General features: G+C 68.1%; 15 protein-coding genes and 1 riboswitch. Of the genes, 5 read left to right on the plus strand and 10 right to left on the minus strand.

Features of this window, described 5'->3' with window-relative positions; all coding sequences use genetic code 11:
• The first annotated feature begins 72 nt into the window (after positions 1 to 72).
• On the plus strand, positions 73 to 1905 hold the full coding sequence (locus AC06FE_RS06150) for a patatin-like phospholipase family protein (protein WP_478072522.1): 1833 nt from the start codon (positions 73 to 75) through the stop codon (positions 1903 to 1905).
• An 8-nt stretch (positions 1906 to 1913) separates the two neighbouring features.
• Here the strand turns inward: AC06FE_RS06150 and AC06FE_RS06155 are convergent, their stop codons facing one another.
• From AC06FE_RS06155 to AC06FE_RS06170, 4 genes are all read right to left on the minus strand, one after another.
• Positions 1914 to 2261, minus strand: coding sequence for a DUF3307 domain-containing protein (locus AC06FE_RS06155; protein WP_192286932.1), 348 nt, complete (start codon positions 2259 to 2261; stop codon positions 1914 to 1916).
• A 36-nt stretch (positions 2262 to 2297) separates the two neighbouring features.
• The gene (locus AC06FE_RS06160; protein ID WP_478072670.1) at positions 2298 to 4442 is read right to left on the minus strand and encodes a CHASE2 domain-containing protein; all 2145 of its coding nucleotides are present in this window, start codon (positions 4440 to 4442) and stop codon (positions 2298 to 2300) included.
• Between the two features lie 77 nt (positions 4443 to 4519).
• The gene (locus AC06FE_RS06165) at positions 4520 to 6319 is read right to left on the minus strand and encodes a FecR family protein (protein WP_478072523.1); all 1800 of its coding nucleotides are present in this window, start codon (positions 6317 to 6319) and stop codon (positions 4520 to 4522) included.
• 10 nt (positions 6320 to 6329) lie between these two features.
• Positions 6330 to 7763 (minus strand): tetratricopeptide repeat protein, encoded by a 1434-nt coding sequence (locus tag AC06FE_RS06170; RefSeq protein WP_478072524.1) that lies wholly within the window; start codon positions 7761 to 7763, stop codon positions 6330 to 6332.
• Positions 7764 to 7885: 122 nt separating this feature from the next.
• Between AC06FE_RS06170 and AC06FE_RS06175 the strand changes: the two genes are divergently transcribed.
• The 3 genes from AC06FE_RS06175 (at position 7886) to pncA (ending at position 12163) form a co-directional block, all read left to right on the plus strand.
• Positions 7886 to 8218 (plus strand): SMR family transporter, encoded by a 333-nt coding sequence (locus AC06FE_RS06175; protein WP_132863597.1) that lies wholly within the window; start codon positions 7886 to 7888, stop codon positions 8216 to 8218.
• A 120-nt stretch (positions 8219 to 8338) separates the two neighbouring features.
• A riboswitch (cobalamin riboswitch) is annotated at positions 8339 to 8572 on the plus strand.
• Positions 8573 to 8778: 206 nt separating this feature from the next.
• Positions 8779 to 11064 carry a 5-methyltetrahydropteroyltriglutamate--homocysteine S-methyltransferase gene (gene metE / locus AC06FE_RS06180; RefSeq protein WP_478072525.1) on the plus strand — a complete coding sequence of 762 codons (2286 nt, stop codon included), beginning with the start codon at positions 8779 to 8781 and terminating at the stop codon, positions 11062 to 11064.
• A 475-nt stretch (positions 11065 to 11539) separates the two neighbouring features.
• Positions 11540 to 12163 (plus strand): bifunctional nicotinamidase/pyrazinamidase, encoded by a 624-nt coding sequence (gene pncA / locus AC06FE_RS06185; protein ID WP_313253298.1) that lies wholly within the window; start codon positions 11540 to 11542, stop codon positions 12161 to 12163.
• A gap of 160 nt (positions 12164 to 12323) precedes the next feature.
• Here the strand turns inward: pncA and purU are convergent, their stop codons facing one another.
• Positions 12324 to 13175, minus strand: a complete 852-nt coding sequence (purU, locus tag AC06FE_RS06190; protein WP_192286939.1) for a formyltetrahydrofolate deformylase — start codon at positions 13173 to 13175, stop codon at positions 12324 to 12326.
• Positions 13176 to 13391: 216 nt separating this feature from the next.
• Between purU and AC06FE_RS06195 the strand changes: the two genes are divergently transcribed.
• Positions 13392 to 14330, plus strand: coding sequence for a substrate binding domain-containing protein (locus AC06FE_RS06195; RefSeq protein WP_478072526.1), 939 nt, complete (start codon positions 13392 to 13394; stop codon positions 14328 to 14330).
• A 67-nt stretch (positions 14331 to 14397) separates the two neighbouring features.
• On the opposite strand, the gene AC06FE_RS06200 is transcribed toward AC06FE_RS06195, so the two are convergent.
• The 5 genes from AC06FE_RS06200 to AC06FE_RS06220 form a co-directional block, all read right to left on the minus strand.
• Entirely contained in the window at positions 14398 to 15507 is a 1110-nt protein-coding gene (locus tag AC06FE_RS06200; protein ID WP_478072527.1) for an NADH:flavin oxidoreductase/NADH oxidase, read from the minus strand.
• A 72-nt stretch (positions 15508 to 15579) separates the two neighbouring features.
• A complete protein-coding gene (locus tag AC06FE_RS06205; protein WP_478072528.1) occupies positions 15580 to 16443 on the minus strand; it encodes an NAD-dependent protein deacetylase in 864 nt (287 codons plus the stop codon).
• A 10-nt stretch (positions 16444 to 16453) separates the two neighbouring features.
• Entirely contained in the window at positions 16454 to 16855 is a 402-nt protein-coding gene (locus AC06FE_RS06210) for an acyl-CoA thioesterase (protein WP_132863610.1), read from the minus strand.
• 194 nt (positions 16856 to 17049) lie between these two features.
• A complete protein-coding gene (locus tag AC06FE_RS06215) occupies positions 17050 to 18069 on the minus strand; it encodes a ribonucleotide-diphosphate reductase subunit beta (RefSeq protein WP_478072529.1) in 1020 nt (339 codons plus the stop codon).
• A gap of 498 nt (positions 18070 to 18567) precedes the next feature.
• Complete coding sequence (locus AC06FE_RS06220; protein WP_478072671.1) at positions 18568 to 20877, minus strand: ribonucleoside-diphosphate reductase subunit alpha; 2310 nt, start codon at positions 20875 to 20877, stop codon at positions 18568 to 18570.
• Positions 20878 to 21045 lie beyond the last annotated feature (168 nt).

The following is a 21045-nucleotide window of genomic DNA, read 5'->3' on the forward strand; positions in this document are numbered from 1 at the left end:
ACGTTGGCGGGGCACAGTGGCATGCGGACAACCTCCGCTGTCTGATCCCGCCCTTGTCGCATGAGCCCCGCCGTGTCCGCCGATGCTTCCTCCGTTCCCCGCTCCGAGCTACTGGCCGGCCTGTCCGAGACCCAGCGCGACAGCATCCTGGCGCAGATGCGTCGGCTGGCGCTGCGCAAGGGCGACTACCTGGTGCGGCAGGGCGATACGGCCGACCACGTGTACTACGTGGTGCGGGGCCGCTTCGAGGTGCTGCTGGACGGCCGCCACCTGGTGGCCGAGATCGGCGCGGGCGAACCGGTCGGCGAGATCGCCTTCTTCGGCGGGCTGACCCGCACCGCCGACGTGGTGGCCAGCCGCGACTCGGAGGTGCTGGAACTCAGCCGCGAGAGCTTCGACCGGTTGTCCGCGGCGCAACCGGACTTCACCCAGTCCATCCTGCGCACGCTGGGACGGCGGCTGGCGGCGACCACCTCGGCCGCCGCAACCCTGGCCCCCCGCACCGCCGATGCGATCGGCCTGTGCCCGGCCGGTGGCGCACCGGTACCCGAAGCCCTGGTCGCGCAGCTGCTGCAGGCGCTGCGCGACAACGTGCCACGGGTGACCGTGCTGCGCGCGCATGACCTGCCCGCCGGGCTGGAGGCCGCCGACGAGCAGCAGCTGTCGCGCTGGCTGGGCCTGCAGGAGTCGGACGGCGGCAAGCTGCTGCTGGTCGCCGGTGACGGCCATGCCGGCTGGGACCGCGTGGCATTGCGCCACTGCGACCAGCTGCTGCTGTGCGGCCGGCTGGACGAGGCCCGCCAGGGCACCGTGCCGTTGGGCACGCTGGAAGCCTATGCGTTGCCGCTGTTCCGCCCGCGCCAGGTCGGCCTGCTGTTGTGGCGCGAACATGCCAGCGAGCCCATCGCCGGCACCGCACATTGGCTGCAGCAGCGCCCGCTGCACCTGCACCACCATGTCGCCCTGGACAGCCCCACGCACCTCGGCCGCGTCGCGCGCCTGCTCAGCGGCCACGCGCTGGGCGCGGTCCTTGGCGGTGGCGGCGCGCTGGGGGCCGGCCACATCGGTACGTTGCGGGCGCTGAGCGAAGCCGGCGTGGAACTGGACATCATCGGCGGCACTTCGATCGGCTCGGTGGTCGCGCGCGCCTATGCCGCCGGTGACGATGCCGCGCGGATGATGGCCGACTACGACCAGTTCTTCCTGCAGCGCAAGGCGCTGGGCCGCTTCACCCTGCCCTGGTACAGCCTGCTCGACCACCGCCACCTGGATGCCTGCATGCACGACCAGCTGGGCGACTCACGGCTGGAAGACCTGCCGATCAACTGCTTCGCGGTGGGTGCCAACCTGTCCACCAACGAGTTGGAGGTGGTGCGCCACGGCCTGACCCGCGATGCACTGCGCATCTCCACCGCCATCCCCGTCGCGCTGCCGCCGTGGATCAGCGCGCAGGGCCACGTCCTGGTCGACGGCGGGGTGATGAACAATGTGCCGGTGTCGGTGATGCGCGCGATCAAGAGCGGCCCCAACCTGATCTCGATGCTGTCCTCCGACGACGAGTGGCGCGTCAGCAGCGCCTACGCGCAGGTGCCCACACGGCTGTCGCTGGCCTGGCAGCTGCTGACCGGCAGACGCAAGGGCGATGACTTCCCGCGCATCGGCGTGGTGGCCGCGCGCTCGATGCAGATCACCTCCGGGCGCATGCTGCGCGGTGCCGGGCGTGGCAACGACCTGCTGCTCAAGCCGCCGACGGTGCCGGGCATGGGCCTGCTGAACTTCAAGCTGGGCCGTGCGCAGGAGCAGGCCGGCTACGAATACACGCGCCGATTGCTGGAGCGCATCGATGGGCTGGTTGGCCTGCGCGCCTGGCAGCGCGGCGAAACGGTACCGGCGCTGGAGGAATAAGGGCGCGCTCAGGGCAGCGCGGGCACCCAGGCCAGCAGCCCCAACCAGATGAACTTGCACACCACGTGCAGCAACTGGTCGACGTTGTAGCTGATGCGATGGCCGCATTTCAGGTCATCGATCAGCATGTGGCTCAGCGCTTCCAGCACGCCCAGCACGATGCTGCCGGTGATCACGCCGACCGCACCGCCGTGGATCACCGCATGCGCACCCAGTGCCTGGTACCACGGCACACCGGGGACCGGCGCGAAACGGTTCTTGGCCTTGGCCAGGAACTCGCCCTGCAGCGGGTAGTCGGCCAATGCGTGGCCGACGATCAACAGGGTCAAGGTCTGCAGCAGTGCGTGGGAATCCATTGGCAACCTGCCTCGGGCTGAAGGTGGAGTCTGGCACTACTTGGAGGTGGCCGTGAAGATGCCATCCCACCCCTCGGGTGGTTGGTCCAGCAGGTGCTCGAGGCGTTGCGCGTACAGCGCGTGCAGGGCCTGCAACGGCCGCGCCGCCGGCGTGTCGCCCAGTGCCTGCAGCAGCACCCGCGCCTGCTGGAAATCCCCCTGCCGGTAGCTGGCCAACATGGCCGCGTGGTGCCGGGCCAGCGCCAGGAAGGCAGCGTCGACCGCGTGGCGGGCATCGCCCAGCAGCGCATGCAGCACCACCGGCTCGCCGCGCCCCACCACACGCACGCGGTCGACCTCGACGAAGGCCAGGTCCGCGGCCTGCGCGCGCACCGCCTCGGTCACCAGCACGGTGACGCCGTAGAACTTGGTCAGGCCTTCCACGCGCGAGGCCAGGTTGACCGTGTCGCCGATGGCCGAATACGAGAAGCGCTGCTGCGAGCCCAGGTTGCCGACGCAGGCATCGCCGCAATGCAGGCCGACGCCGATGCGGAGCGCGCTGTCGCGGGTCCGGTTGAGTGCGGCCACCGCATCGGCCATGCCCAGGGCGGCCAGGCAGGCCTTGCGCGGATGGTCGGCGATATCCACCGGGGCGTTCCAGAACGCCATGATGGCGTCGCCGATGTACTTGTCGATGGTGGCCTCGTGCGCCAGCAGTACATCGGTCATCGGCGTGAGGTAGTGGTTGAGCAGCGCGGTGAGCGCGTCGGGGCTGAGCTGCTCCGACAACGTGGTGAAGCCACGGATGTCGGAGAACAGCACCGTGATCTGCCGGGTCTGGCCGCCGAGCTGCAACGCCTGTGCATCCTGTGACAGGCGCTCGACCAGGGCCGGCGACAGGTAGCGTCCGAACGCGGTGCGCACGAAGCGTTTCTCGCGGTTACCCAGGAACAACAACGCCGGCATCATGGTCAGGAACACCACCAGCAGGCATAGCAGGCCAGGCAGCGGATCGAGCAGCATCGCGTGGCTGCGGTAGCCCCACCACGCGCCGCCGAGCACGCCGCCCACCAACACCAGCAGTGCCAGCGAGGACAGCACCGGCCGTCCCAGGCGCAACACTGCGAGCAACAGCAGCGTGGCGACCACCGCCGCCAGCACCTCGGCACCGCGTGCCCAGTCCGGGCGTTGCAGGAACTGCTGGTTCAACGCCTGGTCGATCAGCTCGGCATGCACGTTGACACCCGGTTCGGCCGCGACGCGCGGCGTGGCGACGATGTCGCGCAGGCCGATCGCCGAGGTGCCGATCAACACGATGCGGCCCTCGACCTTGTCGGCCAGTGCGGCGCCATCGTCCTGCAACAGCTGCCAGGCCGGGATCACGGTCATGTGCGGCATGCCGGAGAAATGCACGCGGAAGCGGCCATCGGCCATGACCGGAAGCTCCAGCACCCCGACCCGCACCGACGTCATCGCCACCGGGCCAGCCCCCACCTCCCCGCTCGCGTCGCTGGAGCGCAGCGTCAGCCCCGATGCGCCCTGGGCGACGCGCAGTGCCTCCACGCCGAGGCCCGGGTACACCTGGCCGGCCGCGACCGCGGCCAGCGGCAAGGTGCGGATGATGTTGTCGCGCGCCGGCGGGAACGAGAAGCTGCCGATACCACTGGCCGCGTCGGTCAGTGCCGGCAGGTTCGACAAGCCACCGCGTGTGGCGTCCAGGTAATCACGCGGGTCACTGCCGGCAAACGACAGGCCTGCCACCGGCGGCAGCAACGCGCGCCCGCCTTCGTCGGACAGCGCCACGCCCATCACCACCGGATTGCGTGCGATGGACGCGGCGAACAACGCGTCGTTGTCCAGTACCGCCCCGGCCGGAACCTGCACGTCGATGCCCCGCGCCCGCAGCCGTTGCAGCTGCGGGCCGAGCGAGGTGCGGTCCGGCTCGGTGAATACCATGTCGAAGGCGATGGCGGCCGCGCCCATGCCACCGAGCACATCCACCGCCTGGCCGATGCGGTCACGCGGCCACGGCCATTGCCCGATGCGCTGCAGCGAGGCTTCGTCGATGTCGACCACCACCACGCCCGGGTCGGCGGTGGCCGCCCGGGGAGCGGCGCGCTGGAACGCGTCGAAGACCAGGTCGGCCAGGCGCGAGAAGCCGTCGCGGAAGGTGATGTCCAGCGTCAACGCGAGCAGCAGCATGGCCACGCCGGCCAGCAGCAACCGGAATCGGCGTGGGCGTTCACCAGAGTGCGGGCGCGTGGCCAGGACGGGCGACCTCAAAGGCCGTTGGGCGGCGCATCGCCGGTCTTGTCACCGGCGAAGACGCCGCTGGCCGACCAGCTGCCATCGCTGCCCCAGAACGTGCCCAGCATCGCCGCCGCCGGATCGGTGCCGTCACTGGCGAAACCAGCCGAATACTCGCCATAGAAACCGCTGTTGGCATCCATGCCGAGCGAGCCGCTGAACGCTCCGTCCGGCATGCCGGACATGAGCTGGTCCAGGTTGAGTGCGTTGTCGCCGAAGCTGCGCCCATCGAAGTTGGCGATCTGCAGGCTGCCGGTGCCGCTGCCGAAATCCACCGTGGCGGTGAAGTCGCCGGTCACGCCGGTGGTGACCACGCCGTTGTCCGACACGCTGCCGATCGCGGTGCCCGCATAGCTGGCGATGACATCGGTCGGCAGTTCGGCCAGCGGCGTGAGCTGGCCGATGATCCAGTAGCCGTCCTGGGCCGAGTAGGTGGTGCCATTGGCCGCCACGTCCGCCGACCACTGCCCCCAGCTCAGGTAGTCGCAATCACACAGGGCGTTGCTGTCACCGACCACCTGCGCGTCGCCCTCGCCGGTGGTCACCCCATAGCTCAGGTCGTGCAGGTAATCCCCGCTGCCGGTGAACGCCGCCCCTTCCCAGGTCCGCGGGGCGATGCGCGCTGTCACCGTGCCGCCATCCGGGTCGAACTGGAATTCGGCGCTGCCCGGCTGCAACGGCGAGCCGCCACCGAGGCCGCCGGCAAAGCCCTGCAGGATGCCGGAGAAGGTTCGGGTTGGGGCGGGATCCACAGGATCTACCGGATCTACCGGATCTACCGGATCTACGGGATCTACGGGATCTACGGGATCCACGGGATCCACGGGATCTACGGGATCTACGGGATCTACGGGATCCACGGGATCCACGGGATCCACGGGATCTACGGGATCTACGGGATCCACAGGATCTACGGGATCTACGGGATCTACAGGATCCACCGGCGGCCGCTGTTCGATGCCTGTCTCGATCAGGGACTGGCCCACGCTGGTGGCCGGTGCAGCGGTGGGCAGTACAAGCAGTGCCAGCAGCGGATCGACCCCCGGCACACCCAGCTCCGGTGCCATCGGGCCGCCGCTGAAGCCGGCCATGTGATTGGGTTGTGCGTCCAGCCCGCCGGTGAGCTGGCTGCCCGCCGGTGCCGCCGGCAGTGCAGCCGCCGGGTCCACGGGCATGCCCATCACCGGAAGCAGCGTGGCGCCCATGCCGTTGGATGCGAACGAGGTCCCCGGCTGGTGCAACGCGACCGGCGTGCCCTGGTTGGGCGCGAACGTGGCACCGATACCGAACTCGAGATCGCCGCGGGCGCTACCGGCACAGCCGGCCGGCGCGTCATCCACGCACAGCCCGAGGATGCCGCCACGGATGCCCGCCACGCCAACCGGCGTCTTCACCGTCACGCCATCGGCGCTCTTGGAAGCGGCACCGCCGATGAAGCGCATGACCCCGCGCGACATGCTGCCGGCCAGGCGGGCCGTGCCCTTGTCGGGGTCGTACACGAAGTGGTCGATCACCAGCGACGAGCGCGGCCCGATGGTGAAGCTGGAACCGTCCACCAGCAGCACCTGCACCACGCCCTTCGCATCGGTCTGGAAACGCTGCTCGCGCACCACGTTGTCCCCCAGCCGCACCACCTGCAGCGGTGCGTTGCCGGAGCGGCTGCGCGCATCGGGCGCGACTGCCGCGGCCACGCCCACTTTCTCGGCCTGCGCCACCGCCGGCGCACCAAGCGCCAGGCCAATCGCCACTACCAGGGGAAGGGAAATACGCATGCCCATGTCCTCAGAACGCCTGAACCAGCGAAACGCCCGCGAAGCGATTGCGGTAATCGCGCAGGTCGTAGTTCGAGCTCACCCGGCGATAGCCGGCATACACCTGCAGGTCGGTGCCACGGCGCAGCGGGATCGTCTGCATGGCCTGCAGCACCAGGTCGTTGCCGCGCTGGCTGGCCTGCCGGTCAACCGCACGCAGTGGCGCATCGTTCCGGCGTCGCGCCAGCTGCGCGCTCACCGCTAGCAACCATGGCTGGCTACGGCTGCCCAGCAGCGCCGGGAAGCGGTAGTTCACCGCGGTGTTGAAGCGCGGCTCCCAATGGCTGTTGGCGTCCACGGCCGCTTCGCGCCGCTCCACGCCGGGACTCAGCAGCAGTTGCCAGTCGTCATCCAGCTGCCGGCTGTAGGTGAAGCTGGCGCGGTAGCGGTCGCCCGAGTAACCGCGCGCACTGGCCATCGCCGGGGCCGGGGTATAACGCTCGTCGCGCCAGTCCAGGTTCGCGGCGATGGCAGCCTCACGCCCGACCGGCCTGCGGAAGCCCAGCGCCAGGCCGGCGGCATGCATGTAGCGCGCATCATCCAGCCAGGTCTGGCCGAGCAATGCGGCAATGGCCACGCGGCCGTTGCGCATGCCCCAGCGGTTGAGCGAAACCTCCGGCCCGACCTGCAGCTCGGCCACGTCGCTGTCCAACCCATGCAGGTCGCGATAGCGGTTGGAGGCCGTGGCAAGGCGTGTGTCGAGCACGTCGCCCTGCGCCGACAGTGGCAGCCGGTAGCGCAGTTGCAGGCCGAACTGGCCGCTGGCATCACCGGCCGCGCGCGAGTCCGGGCTGAGCTCGAAGTCCAGGCCGTTGAGGCTGATCGCATGCCGGTCCGGTGCACCGTTGGCATTGCTTTCCACCCGTGCGCCGAGGCTGACCCGACCGGAGAAGCCACCTTCGCGCTTCTGCTCGCCGTCGATCACCGCCATGTAGCCGCGGATCCGGCGCTGTACCGCATCCGGCGTTTCCGGCAACGCGTGCACCTTCTCGAACAGCTGGCGCGCGCGTGGATAGGCCCCCAGGCGGAAGTACAGCGCGGCCAGTTCCAGCTGCAGCCGCGGCGTACCCGGCCGCTCGATCAGCATGCGCTCATAGGTGGCGATGGCGGCTTCGTAATCGCCCAGGCGCGTGGACAGCACCGCATAGGCAAACCCGGCCTCCAGGTCGGCCGGGTTGTCCAGCACCTGCTGGAACAGTTGCCGGCGTTCGGCTTCCCGCTGCGGCACCTCGGCCGCGGGCACGCTGGCCGGTACGTTGTAAGCACGATGCTGTGCCAGCACGTTCGTTGCCATCCCCGGGCACAACAGGGCCGCCAGCAGCATGAAGCGCACGCCTCCCCGGCGCGGCTGCATCCCCCCCTTCGCCTGGCGGCGCCCCTGTCGCTTGCCCGTTGCCCTGACCACGTCGCTCTCCTGCCCCTGCGCAGACCGCCATGGCTGCAGCCGGCGGCCACTCTACGCAGGCCCCGTAAGACCCCCGGTACGACCATCGCTAGAATCCCCTCTTCCCCCTGCCGGCCATCGTCATGAACGCCTATGCCCTGCTCGCCTGCGCCATCGCGCTGGAAGTGGCTGCCACCTCCCTGCTCAAGGCCTCCGATGGCATGACCCGGCTCTGGCCCACGCTGGGTGCGCTGTTCGGCTATGGGGTGTGCTTCTGGTTGCTGTCGATGGTGATGAAGACCGTGCCCACCGGCATCGCCTATGCCATCTGGTCCGGGGTGGGGATCGTGCTGATCTCGCTGATTGGCCTGTTCGTGTTCAAGCAGAAACTGGACCTGCCGGCGCTGATCGGCATCGGGTTGATCTGCGCCGGCGTGGTGGTGATCAACGTGTTCTCGCACTCCACTGCACACTGAATGCCGCCCGGCACGGCAGCGCTTGCGGCCGGGGCCGGGGCGAACACCCGTGCGTGGTGCGCTTCCGGCAGCCGCCGCCTTGCATGGAAACCATCGCTTGACCGCGCGCGCGGTCCGGCCTATTTTGTGCGCGCCCCAGGTATTCATCCCTCTATCCGCATGAAGGGATGAATTTAAACGGGAATCCGGTGAAGCGGCCTCGTGCCGCCATTCCGGAGCTGCCCCGCAGCGGTGAATGGAAACAACCGCCGTCATCCAGCACTGGGTTCATCCCCGGGAAGCGACGGCCAGTAGGTGGGCATCCCGGTGCCCGTGTCCATCAGCCCGAATACCGGCCTTGGCCGGGGGACCTGCCGTCCCTCGATTCGACCTGGAGCCTCCGCGGGGAGGCGGCCGGTACCGATGCCCTGCCTCGCCGCGGGCCGGTCCGCCGTGTCCCCGCCATGAATCCGGTTCGCCCGCGGGGGCGAAGGTCGCTGGCGTGGCGGACGTGGCTGCAAGGCCGCGCACGATGCGCGGTTCCTTCGTTCCTCAATGCCCAATGCAATGAGGACACTGACATGACTATCGTTACCAACCTGGGGTTCCCCCGGATCGGCGCGCGCCGCGAACTCAAGCACGCGCTGGAAAGCTATTGGCGCGGCGAGACCGATGCCGCGCAACTGCAGGCGACCGCCGCCGAACTACGTGCCCGCCACTGGCGGCTGCAACGCGATGCCGGCGTCGACGTACCGCCGAGCAACGACTTCAGCCTGTACGACCAGGTGCTCGACACCGCGGTGCTGTTCGATGCCATCCCGCAGCGTTACCGGGCACTGGCGCAGCGCGCGCCGCTGGACGGCTACTTCGCCATGGCACGCGGCCTGCAGCGCGACGGCGTGGACCTGCACGCGCTGGAGATGACCAAGTGGTTCGACACCAACTACCACTACCTGGTGCCCGAACTCACCCAGGACCAGGCCTTCACGCTGCATGCCGACAAGCCGTTGAGCGAGTACCGCGAAGCCCGGGCACTGGGCATCGAGACCCGGCCGGTGCTGCTGGGCCCGGTGAGCTTCCTGCGGCTGTCCAAGGCCACCGACGGCAGCGATACGCTGGCCCTGCTTGATCGCCTGCTGCCGGTGTACGCGCAACTGCTGGCCGAACTGAAGGACGCCGGTGCGGCATGGGTGCAGCTGGACGAGCCGGTACTGGTGCAGGACCTGGACGACACTGCCCGCGCCGCCTTCGAGCGCGCCTACCGTTATCTGGCCGATGTGCCGCGCCCACAGCTGCTGCTGGCCACCTACTTCGGTGCGCTGGGTGACAACCTCGCGCTGGCCACGTCGCTGCCGGTCGATGGCCTGCACGTGGACCTGGTGCGTGCGCCGGAGCAGCTCGACGCCGTGCTGCATGCCCTGCCGGCCACGCGCATCCTGTCGCTGGGGCTGGTCAACGGCCGCAACATCTGGCGCGCCGCGCTGGACAATGCGCTGATCCTGGCGCGTTACGCCCTGGGCCATCGGGGACCGGACACGCTGTGGCTGGCACCCTCGTGCTCGCTGCTGCATTGCCCGGTGGACCTTGGCCAGGAGAAGAAGCTCGATGCCGAGCTGCGCAGTTGGCTGGCGTTCTCGCGCCAGAAGCTGCAGGAACTGCGCGTGCTGGCCGATGCCCTGGACGGCAAGGCCTCGGCGGAGGCGGCGCTGGACCAGGCACGTGCGGCCATCGAATCACGCCGCCGCTCGCCACGTGTGCACAACCCCGCGGTGAAGGCACGCGTAGCCGCGCTGACCGCCACCGATGCCGCCCGCGCCACACCGCACGTACAGCGCCAGCTGCAGCAGGCACAGGCACTGCGCCTGCCCGCGTTCCCGACCACCACCATCGGCTCGTTCCCGCAGACCCAGGACGTGCGCCTGGCCCGTGCGCGGAACAAGTCCGGCAAGCTCTCCGATGCCGACTACGATGCCTTCCTCGCCGAGCAGACCGCGCATTGTGTGCGCGTGCAGGAACAGATCGGCCTGGACGTGCTGGTGCACGGCGAGTTCGAGCGCAACGACATGGTCGAGTACTTCGGCGAACAGCTCGATGGCTTCGCCTTCACCGGCAATGGCTGGGTGCAGAGCTACGGCTCGCGCTGCGTGAAACCGCCGGTGATCTTCGGCGACGTCAGCCGGCCGGCGCCGATGACGGTGCGCTGGTCGCGGTACGCGCAATCGCTCACCGACAAGCCGATGAAGGGCATGTTGACCGGGCCGGTGACGGTGCTGCAGTGGTCGTTCGTGCGTGATGACCAGTCGCGCGTCGATACCTGCACGCAGATCGCGCTGGCGCTGCGCGATGAGGTGAACGACCTGGAGGCGGCCGGCATCCGTGCCATCCAGATCGACGAGCCGGCCCTGCGCGAAGGCCTGCCGCTGCGGCGCGCGCAATGGCAGGACTACCTGGACTGGGCGGTGCGTGCCTTCCGCATCAGCGCCAGCGGCGTGGCCGATGCCACCCAGATCCACACCCACATGTGCTACGCGCAGTTCAACGACATCATCGAAGCGGTGGCCGCCCTGGACGCGGACGTGATCTCGATCGAGACCTCGCGCTCGCGCATGGAACTGCTGGATGCGTTCGCGCGTTTCGACTACCCCAACCAGATCGGCCCGGGTGTGTACGACATCCATTCCCCGCGCGTGCCCGACAGCGCCGAGATGGTGGAACTGCTGCGCAAGGCCAGCGACGTGCTGCCCCCGGGCAAGTTGTGGGTGAACCCGGACTGCGGCCTGAAGACCCGCGGCTGGCCGGAGACCCGGGCCGCGCTGGAAGCGATGGTGGGTGCCGCACGCACGCTGCGTGGGGAAGTGGCCGCGTAGGGCTGCAGTGCGCCGTGCTCCGGCAGATCACCACAGATGCTGCGTCTGCCCCCTCCCTTTCGCGCAGCGAAGGGGAGGGTTGGGGAGGGGGCCTTTCGCAGCGATGGCGCGCGTTGCTGCCCACGCCGAAGCAACGGCAACGTCCAACCCCTCCCCCGCCCTCCCCTTGCCTTCGGCAAAGGGAGGGAGTGTTCCGCGTGCACTGGCAGATCACCGCAAGGCCCCGCTTTTCAATCCCTTTTCGCGCAGCGAAGGGGAGTAATTCCGCGTGCACTGGCAGATCACCACAAGCCAACCTTTTCCCCCTCCCTTTCGCGCAGCGAAGGGGAGGGTTGGGGAGGGGTGCTTTTGCCCCGGAAAGTCCACCTCGTTGCGTCACCGCACCCCACCACCGCGGCGGGCAGGAATTCCCCGGTCATGCCCTGCCATGCTCCACCGCTTAGACTGTCGTCACTCCCGCGTCAGGAAACAGTCGATGTACGCAGCCGATGTAGCGTTGCTGGTGGTGGACCTGCAGCCCGATTTCATGCCCGGCGGTGCCCTGCCCTGCCAGCAGGGCGATGCCATCGTTCCCGGGATCGCCGCGCTGCTGGCGTCGCGCCACTACCGCACGGTGGTCGCCACCCAGGACTGGCACCCAGCCGACCACGTTTCCTTCGCCAGCCAGCATGCCGGGCGTGCGCCGTTCGAGGTGATCGACCTGCATGGCCACGCGCAGACGCTGTGGCCGGACCATTGCGTGCAGGGCAGCCCGGGGGCCGCGCTGGACCCGCGCGTGGGCTGGGACGTGGCCGACCTGATCCTGCGCAAGGGCACCGACCAGCAGGTGGATTCGTACAGCGCCTTCCGCGAGAACCATGGCCCACGCGGTGACCGCCCGGCGACCGGGCTGGCCGGCTGGCTGCACGAACGCGGCATCACCGAGGTCCATGTCTGCGGCCTGGCGCGTGACTACTGCGTGCTGTGGAGCGCGCAGGACGCGGCGATCAGCGGCTTCCGCGTACGTTTCCTGTGGGAACTGACCCGGCCGGTGTCCTCGGCCAACGACGCGGCCACGCGGATCGCGCTGGTCGAAGGCGGGATTGAAGTAGTGGGATAAGCCTCTGCAGGAGCGGCCTTGGCCGCGAAGCCGGGCCGCCTTCCCGGCAACGTGTAGCACCCTCCCCCAGCCCTCCCCTTCGCTGCGCGAAAGGGAGGGTGCACGACAAAGCTCCCTCTCCCCCGTCATCCGCTTCGCTACGCGAAGGGGAGAGAGCAGATCAGCGGAACACCACCGTGCGGTGCCCGTTGAGCAGGATGCGGTGCTCCACGTGACGCCGCACCGCGCGTGCCAGCACCAGCGATTCGGTATCGCTGCCCAGCTGCACCAGGTCACGCGGCGTCATCGCATGGTCCACGCGCGCCACGTCCTGCTCGATGATCGGGCCTTCGTCCAGGTCGGAGGTCACGTAGTGCGCGGTGGCGCCGATGATCTTGACCCCGCGCGCATGCGCCTGGTGGTACGGCTGGGCGCCCTTGAAGCTGGGCAGGAAGCTGTGGTGGATATTGATCGCCCGCCCGGCCAGCGCCTGGCACAGGCGCGGCGACAGGATCTGCATGTAGCGCGCCAGCACCACCAGGTCGATGCGCTCGCGTTCGACCAGATCGATGATCTGCTGCTCCTGCTGCGCGCGGTTGTCCGCGCTGACCGGCAGGTGATGGAACGGCACCCCGTAGGAACCGGCCAGGCCGGCGAAGTCGGCGTGGTTGGAAGCCACCGCGGCGATGTCCACCTTCAGCTGGCGGCTGTGGGTGCGGAACAGCAGGTCGTTGAGGCAATGGCCCTGCTTGCTGACCAGCACCAGCAAGCGCGCACGACGACGGGCATCATGCAGTTCCCACTGCATCGCGAACGCCTCCCCCAGCGCCTGCAGGCGTGCACGCACGGACGGCACATCGCCGGCATTGCTCATGTCAAAGTGCACGCGCAGGAAGAACCGGCCACTTTCCTCGTCACCAAACTGCTGCGCATCCAGGATGTTGCAACCCGCCTCAAACAGCAGGCCGGACACGCGGTAGACGATGCCGGTGCGATCCGGGCAGGACAGGGTCAGGATGAAATCAGGGCGCATGGCCAGCAACACGGCGGGGGACCGCGCAAGGTAACCGCTCCGGCAGCAGCCCGGCAAAACCGGTTGCAGCTGACACGGTCGCCGCCACCGGCAGCGGAACCGTCGACGAACGCGAACCCGCCAGTCTGGCCGGCCCCACCACGGCCAGCTAGATGGCTCGGGCTTGGCGCTTTATAAAGAAATACTTGGCAATCCCCCCGGAAAATGCGCGCCGGCATGAACATCCTCCAGTCCCTCCGCAGTTTCATCCGCACCGCCGATGCCGGCAGCCTGGCCGCCGCCGCACGCACCCTGGGCATCAGCCCGGCCGCGGTGGGCCAGAACATCGCCCGCCTGGAAGCCCACCTGGGCGGGCGCCTGCTCAACCGCACCACCCGCCAGCTGGCCCTCACCGAACGTGGCGCGCTGTACCTGGCGCAGGTGCGCCATATCGAGCGCGACCTGCAGCGTGCACAGGCAGCCGTCACCGACCCGGATGCCACGCCGGCCGGCCGGCTGCGCATCGCCAGCAGCGCCGCCTTCGGCCGGCATGTCCTCGCGCCCCTGTTGCCAGCGCTGCAGCAGCGCTATCCACGCCTTGCGATCGAGCTGCTGCTGACCGACCGCAGCGTCGACCATGCACACGAGGACGTGGACGTGAGCTTCCGCATCGAAACCCAATTGGAGGAAGGCCTGGTGGCGCGGCCCGTCGCGCAGGTGCCGTTCGTGTTCTGCGCGTCACCGGCCTATCTTGCCGATGCGGGAACACCGCGCTCGCCGGAAGACCTGCGCGAGCACCGTTGCCTGTTGTTCCGCCATCCGCTGGACGGGCGCTACCTGCGCTGGGGCTTCACCCGCGACGGCCTGCATTTCGACGCCGACGTGCAGCCGGCGCTGGTCAGCGACGACATCGACGCGCTCGCCGCGATGGCTGCCAACGGGGGCGGCATCACCCGTCTGGCCGCCTTCGTCGCCACGCCCTACCTGGCGCGCGGAGAGCTGCAGCCGCTGTTCACCGCCCCGGGCGGCGACGAGGCCCGTGCTGCTCCGGCACCGATGCGGTTGTTCCTGTGCGTCAGCGACCGGCGCGACCTCACGCCGAAGATCAGGGCGCTGCTGCAGCATGTGGTCGATGCCCTGCCCCCCGCGTGGCGGGTGGACATCGACCACCCGTAGTGCCGCGCCACGCCCGGCGCGGATGCGTTGGCAAAGCCGGGCGCAGCATGGCTGCGCCCGGCCCGGGTCAATCGCAGCGGCCGACGTCGAACAGGCCGCGGGCTTCATGCGGCTCGCAGCGCAGGTACTGCGGCGAGGCGCTGATATGCGTGCCCAGGGCGGCGGCGGCGTGCCACGGCCAGCGCGGGTCGTAGAGGATCCCGCGGGCGAGGCCGATGGCGTCGGCACGGCCTTCGACCAGGATCGCCTCGGCCTGGGCCGGCTCGGTGATCAGGCCCACCGCGATCACCGGCGTGCCGATCTGCGCCTTGATCGCCTCGGCGGCCGGCACCTGGTAGCCCGGGCCCACCGGGATCTGCTGGCGCGGGTCCAGTCCGCCGCTGGAAACATGCAGGAAATGGTTGCCGCGTGCTTCCAGTGCCTTGGCCAACGCGATGCTCTGCTCGACGTCCCAGCCGCCATCGACCCAGTCGGTTGCCGAGATGCGCACGCCCACGGCGACCGTGGCCGGCACAGCCGCACGCACGGCATCGAACACCCGCAGCAGCAGGCGCATGCGGTTCTCCAGCGAACCGCCGTATTCATCGGTGCGGTGGTTGCTCAACGGCGACAGGAACTGGTGCAGCAGGTAACCGTGCGCGGCATGCAGTTCGATCAGGTCCAGGCCCAGGCGCACCGAACGGCGGGCCGCCGCGGCGAACGCCTCGACCACGCCATCGATGCCGGCTGCATCCAGTGCCTGCGGGGTCGGCTCACCCTCCAGGAACGGCAACGCCGAGGGGGCCAGCACCTGCCAGCCATGTTCCTGGTCCGGTGCGATCGCCCGGCCCCCGTCCCACGGCAGGGCGGTGGACGCCTTGCGCCCGGCGTGGGCCAGCTGCACGCCGATCGGCATCTTCGACCAGCGCCGTACCGAGGCCAGCACCTTACCCAGCGCGGCTTCGGTGGCCTCGTCCCACAGGCCCAGGTCGGCCCAGCTGATGCGCCCTTCCGGCAGCACGGCGGTGGCTTCGAGGATCAGCAGGCCGGCACCGGACTGTGCCAGCTGGCCCAGGTGGATGGTGTGCCAATCACTGGCCTGGCCATCCTCGGCCGAGTACTGGCACATCGGCGCGATGACGATGCGGTTGGAAAGCGACAGCGGGCCCAGCGACAGGGGCGAGAACAGGTGGCTCACGGGAAGATCCGCAAAAAGTGGGGAGCGCACATTGCACGCCCCCGCCGGACCCGATTCAACCGGCGTGGTGGATCACTGCGTCTTGGTCCCGTCGAGCAGGAACCCCAGCGCCTGCGCGCAGGGCATCTGCACCTTCAGCGACAGCAGGTGATCGGCGCGGGTGCGGCCCAGGTTCACCGCCGCGATCGGCAGGCCGGCCTTGGCGGCGGCATCGACGAAACGGAACCCGGAATAGACCATCAACGATGACCCCACCACCAGCACTGCATCGGACTGCTGCAGGTGCGCCTGCACCGCCGCCACGCGTTCGCGCGGTACGTTCTCGCCGAAGAACACCACGTCCGGCTTGAGCAGGCCGCCGCAGTGCTCGCAGTCCGGCACCTGGAAGGCACTGAAGTCGGTTTCCAGGTCGGCATCGCCGTCCGGCGCCATGCCGGCGTCGAGCCGGTCCCAGCCGGGGTTGGCGGCGAGCAGGCGCACCTGCAGCTGTTCACGCGACGAACGTGCTTCGCAGGCCATGCAGCGCACCTGGTCCAGCCGCCCGTGCAGGTCGATCACGGTCTGGCTGCCGGCACGCTGGTGCAGGCAGTCCACGTTCTGGGTGAGCAGCAGTTCCACCCGGCCATCGGCTTCCAGTGCCGCCAGCGCGTGATGGGTGGTGTTGGGCCGGGCCAGGCCGAAGCGTGGCCAGCCGAGCAGGCTGCGGGCCCAGTAACGCTGCCGCGTCGCCGCCTCGCCCATGAAGGCCTGGAACGTCACCGGCGGGGTGCGTTTCCACTGGCCGTCGGCATCGCGGTAATCGGGGATGCCCGAGTCGGTGCTGCAGCCGGCGCCGGTCACCACCAGCAGGCGCCGGTGCCGGGCGATGAACTCCGGCAGTTCGGCCACCAGTGCGGGGGACAGGCCACCCAGCGGCGGTGGGGACGAGGTGGTCATCGCAACCGGGTCACAGCGGCGGCAGGGACGGCACGCTGGTCGGATGACCCTCGGCGTCGAGCGCGATCATCACGAAGGTACCCTTGGTGCACAGCTCGCGGGCACCGGTGAGCAGGTCCTCGGTCACCAGCTCCACTTCCACGTGCATCGAGCTGCGGCCCACGCGCACCACGCGGCCGATGGTTTCCACCATCTGGCCGATGCGGATCGGCAGCTTGAAGTCGACCTGGTCCGAGCGCGCGGTGACCACGGTACGGCGCGAATAGCGGGCGGCGGCGAGGAAGGCCGCCTTGTCCATCCATGCCAGCGCCTGGCCACCGAACAGCGTGCCCATGTGGTTGGTGTGGTTCGGGAAAACGATCTCGGCCATGCGTACTTCAACGGGCGGATCGGTCTGCGGGATCGGAGTCATGGGACGTCGGCAATGGGGGAATGCCGGGATGATACGCCGCACGGGCTGTGCGGCTGGTGTACGCCGATCACATCGGCTTCGCGGCCAAGGCTGTTCCTACGCGGCGATCCTGGCTTCGTCCCCGACTGCAATCCGAAAACAGGAACACCCCGGGCGTTCGCACCGGGGTGTCAGGTATAGCCGATGCGCGACGATCAGAACGCTTCGTCGAAGGACACCTCGCCCTGCACGCCGACCTGGTAGGCCGAGACGCGGCGCTCGAAGAAGTTGGTCAGCTCCTGCACGTCCTGCAGCTCCATGAACGGCAGCGGGTTGCGCACGTTGTACTTCTTGGCCATGCCCAGCTTGGCGAAGTGCTGGTCGGCGCAGTGCTGCAGGTACTGGCGCATGTCGCGGGTGGAGATGCCGGCCACGCCGCCGGACAGCACGTCCTCGGCGAACTGCACTTCGCACTCGATGGCTTCCTCCAGCATTTCGTAGACCTGCTGTTCCATCCTGGCGTCGAACAGGTCCGGCTCCTCGGCGCGGATGGTGCGCACGCACTCGAAGGCGAACTCCATGTGGCAGCTCTCGTCGCGGAACACCCAGTTGGTGCCCGATGCCAGGCCCGGCAGCAGGCCACGCGAACGGAAGTAGTACACGTAGGCGAACGCGGCGAAGAAGAACAGGCCCTCGATGCACGCGGCGAAGCAGATCTGGTTGAGCAGGAACTGGCGGCGCTCCTCGCGCGTCTCGATCCGCTTCAGGCCCTGGATGGAGTCGATCCACTTGAAGCAGAAGTCGGCCTTCTTCTTGATCGAATCGATGTTCTCCACCGCGGCGAACGCCTTGAAGCGCTCTTCCGGGTCCGGCAGGTAGTTGTCCAGCAGGGTCAGGTAGAACTGCACGTGCAGTGCTTCCTCGTACAACTGGCGCGACAGGTACATGCGCGCTTCCGGCGCATTGAGGTGCTGGTACAGGTTCAGCACCAGGTTGTTGGAGACGATCGAGTCACCGGTGGCGAAGAACGCGACCAGGCGGTGGATCAGGTGGCGGTCGGCCGGCGTCATCTTGTGGTGCAGGTCGGTGATGTCGATCTGGAAGTTGATCTCCTCCACCGTCCAGCTGTTCTTGATGGCGTTGCGGTACATCTCGTAGAAGTCCGGGTAACGCATCGGGCGCAGGGTCAGCTCGAAGCCGGGGTCGAGCAGCATCTGCTCACGTTTCTCGATCATTTCAGTTTTCCTTACATAAAAAGCTGGGCCACTTGAGTGGCCCAGCTTGTAGCTATTTACCGTTCCTTGTTGGACTGAGCCAAAACACTAGCTGCCAACTTTCGCGTAGCTTCCGAGTACTTTTCACTCGTGAGCACCTTTCCAGCCAGGCCTTCCACCTGAGATCCAGTCTGGCTACCGGTACCCCGTTGCGCCAAAGCCGACCCCGCAAGCCGTTTTGCTACTTGCGATGAAGCGCTATTGAGCAACGTTTTGGACGCAAGAGAAGCAACCGAACTGGAAGTTTCTTTAGTATTTTTACTCATTACAAACCTCGTGACTTTCTTAAGGATGCTTGAGCTCAAATCTTGATCCACACCTAACCTTTTCATTTGACAAAAAAGGTATAGTCGCCGAACTTCTTAGCCGAAGTAGCAGAGCAAGAACACCGTTCCCAAGCGATTGGTGTTTTGGCAAAGCACATGAAGGGGCCCGATCTGCAAATCGGGCCCCTTTTTTTTACTGGCAGGCTTCGCAGGCTTCCGGGTTTTCCAGCGAGCAGGCGACGGCTTCCACCGGCGTGTAGGCGCTGACCGTGGTCTTGGCGATCTTGGTCGCCGGGCGCGAACGCAGGTAGTAGGTGGTCTTGATGCCCTTCTTCCACGCGTACATGTACATGGACGACATCGCGCCGATGTTCGGGCTTTCCATGAACAGGTTGAGCGAGGCGGACTGGTCGATGAACGCGCCGCGGTCGGCGGCCATGTCGATCAGCGAGCGCATCGGCAGCTCCCACGCGGTGCGGTACACCTCGCGCAGCGTTTCCGGGATCTGCTGCAGGTTGCGGATCGAGCCATCGGCGAGCTTGATCGCATCGCGCATTTCGTCGGTCCACAGGCCCAGCTGCTTCAGCTCGCCGACCAGGTAGCGGTTGATCTGCAGGAAGTCGCCGGACAGCGTCTCGCGCTTGAACAGGTTGGACACCTGCGGTTCCACGCACTCGTAGCAACCGGCGATGGAAGCGATGGTGGCGGTCGGGGCGATGGCGATGATCAGCGAGTTGCGCAGGCCGTGCTGCTTGATGCGCGCGCGCAGGTCGTCCCAGCGCGCGGCGTCTTCCGGCACCACGTTCCAGGCGTCGAACTGCAGCTCGCCGTGGGCGGCGCGGGTGTCGTTGAACGAGGGGTGCCTGCCACGCTCGGTGGCCAGCTCGCACGAGGTTTCCAGCGCGTGGAAGTAGATGGTCTCGGCGATCTTCCTGGACAGCGCGCGGGCCGGCTCCGAATCGAAGGCCAGGCGCTTGCGGAAGAACACGTCCTGCAGGCCCATGCAGCCCAGGCCGACCGGGCGCCAGCGCAGGTTGCCGCGGCGGGCGGTCTCGATCGGGTAGAAGTTCAGGTCGATCACGCGGTCGAGCTGGCGCACGGCCAGGCGCACGGTCTCGGCCAGCTTCTCGAAATCGAAGTCACCGTGCTCGTCGAAGTGGTTGCCCAGGTTGATCGAGCCCAGGTTGCACACCGCGGTCTCGTCGTTGGAGCAGACCTCCAGGATCTCGGTGCACAGGTTGGACAGGTGGATGACGTTGCCCGGGCGCAGGGTCTGGTTGCTGGCCAGGTTGCACTTGTCCTTGAAGGTCATCCAGCCGTTGCCGGTCTCGGCCAGGGTGCGCATCATCCGGCCATACAGCTTGCGGGCGTTGATGGTGCGCACGGCCTTGCCCTGCGCCTCGGCCTGCAGGTAGGCCTGCTCGAAGGCCGGGCCATACAGGTCGGTGAATTCCGGCACCACGCGCGGGTCGAACAGCGACCATTCTTGGTCGGCCTCCACGCGCTGCATGAACAGGTCCGGCACCCAGTTGGCCAGGTTGAGGTTGTGGGTGCGGCGCGACTCGTCGCCGGCGTTGTCACGCAGCTCCAGGAAGTCCTCGATGTCGGCGTGCCAGGTTTCCAGGTACACGCAGGCCGCGCCCTTGCGCTTGCCCCCCTGGTTGACCGCCGCGACCGAGGAATCCAGCGTCTTCAGCCACGGCACGATGCCGTTGGAGTGGCCGTTGGTGGACCGGATCAGCGAGCCGCGCGCACGCACGCGGGTGTAGCTCACGCCGATGCCGCCGCTGAACTTGGACAGCTGGGCGATGTCGCCGTACTTGGCGTAGATGGACTCGAGCGAATCCTGCGGCGAGTCCAGCAGGAAGCACGAGGACAGCTGCTCGTGGCTGGTACCGGCGTTGAACAGGGTCGGGCTGGACGGCAGGTAGTCCAGGCTGCCCAGGCGCTGGTACAGCGCCAGTGCCTCGGGCACGTCCTCGCTCAGCGCGCTGGAGATGCGCAGGAAGAACTGCTGCGGGGTCTCGATGACCTTGCGCGAATGCGGGTGGCGCAGCAGGTAGCGGTCGTACAGCGTGCGCAGGCCGAAGTAATCGAAGTTCAGGTCGTACTCGGGGTTGATCGCATCGTTGAGCTTGCGCGCGTTGATCTGCACGAAGTTCAGCAGGCGGTCGTTGATCAGGCCCACTTCGTGGCCGCGCCCCACCGACTGCGAGAAGGCGTGGATTTCCTGGCCGGACACTTCCTTGGCGATGAAGTTGGCCAGCAGGCGCGCGGCCAGGCGACCGTACTCGGGCTCCTCGCCGATCAGCAGCGCGGCGGTGCGGATGGACAGCTCGTCCAGTTCCTGGGTGGTGGCGCCGTTGTACAGGCCGGAGATGGTGCGGGTGGCCACGCGCATCGGGTCGACCGAATGCAGCCCTTCGCAGCAGCGCTGGATCGCGCGGACGATCTTGTTCAGGTCCACCGGCTCGGTGTTGCCATTGCGCTTGGTCACGCTCATGGCGGTGGCGGTGGGCGGCGGGGTCAGTTCAAAGCCGGCCTCGGCCGGGGCGACTTCGGTAGCGGAAGTGGTCACGACGGTGTGTCCTTCATGGCGTGGTGCACGGGGTGCCTGCCCTCGCAGGAACCGGGGCCGGGCGGGTCGTGAGCATGGAAGGGCGGCGTCGCA

It is taken from the genome of Stenotrophomonas sp. Steno-C18 (assembly GCF_056393195.1).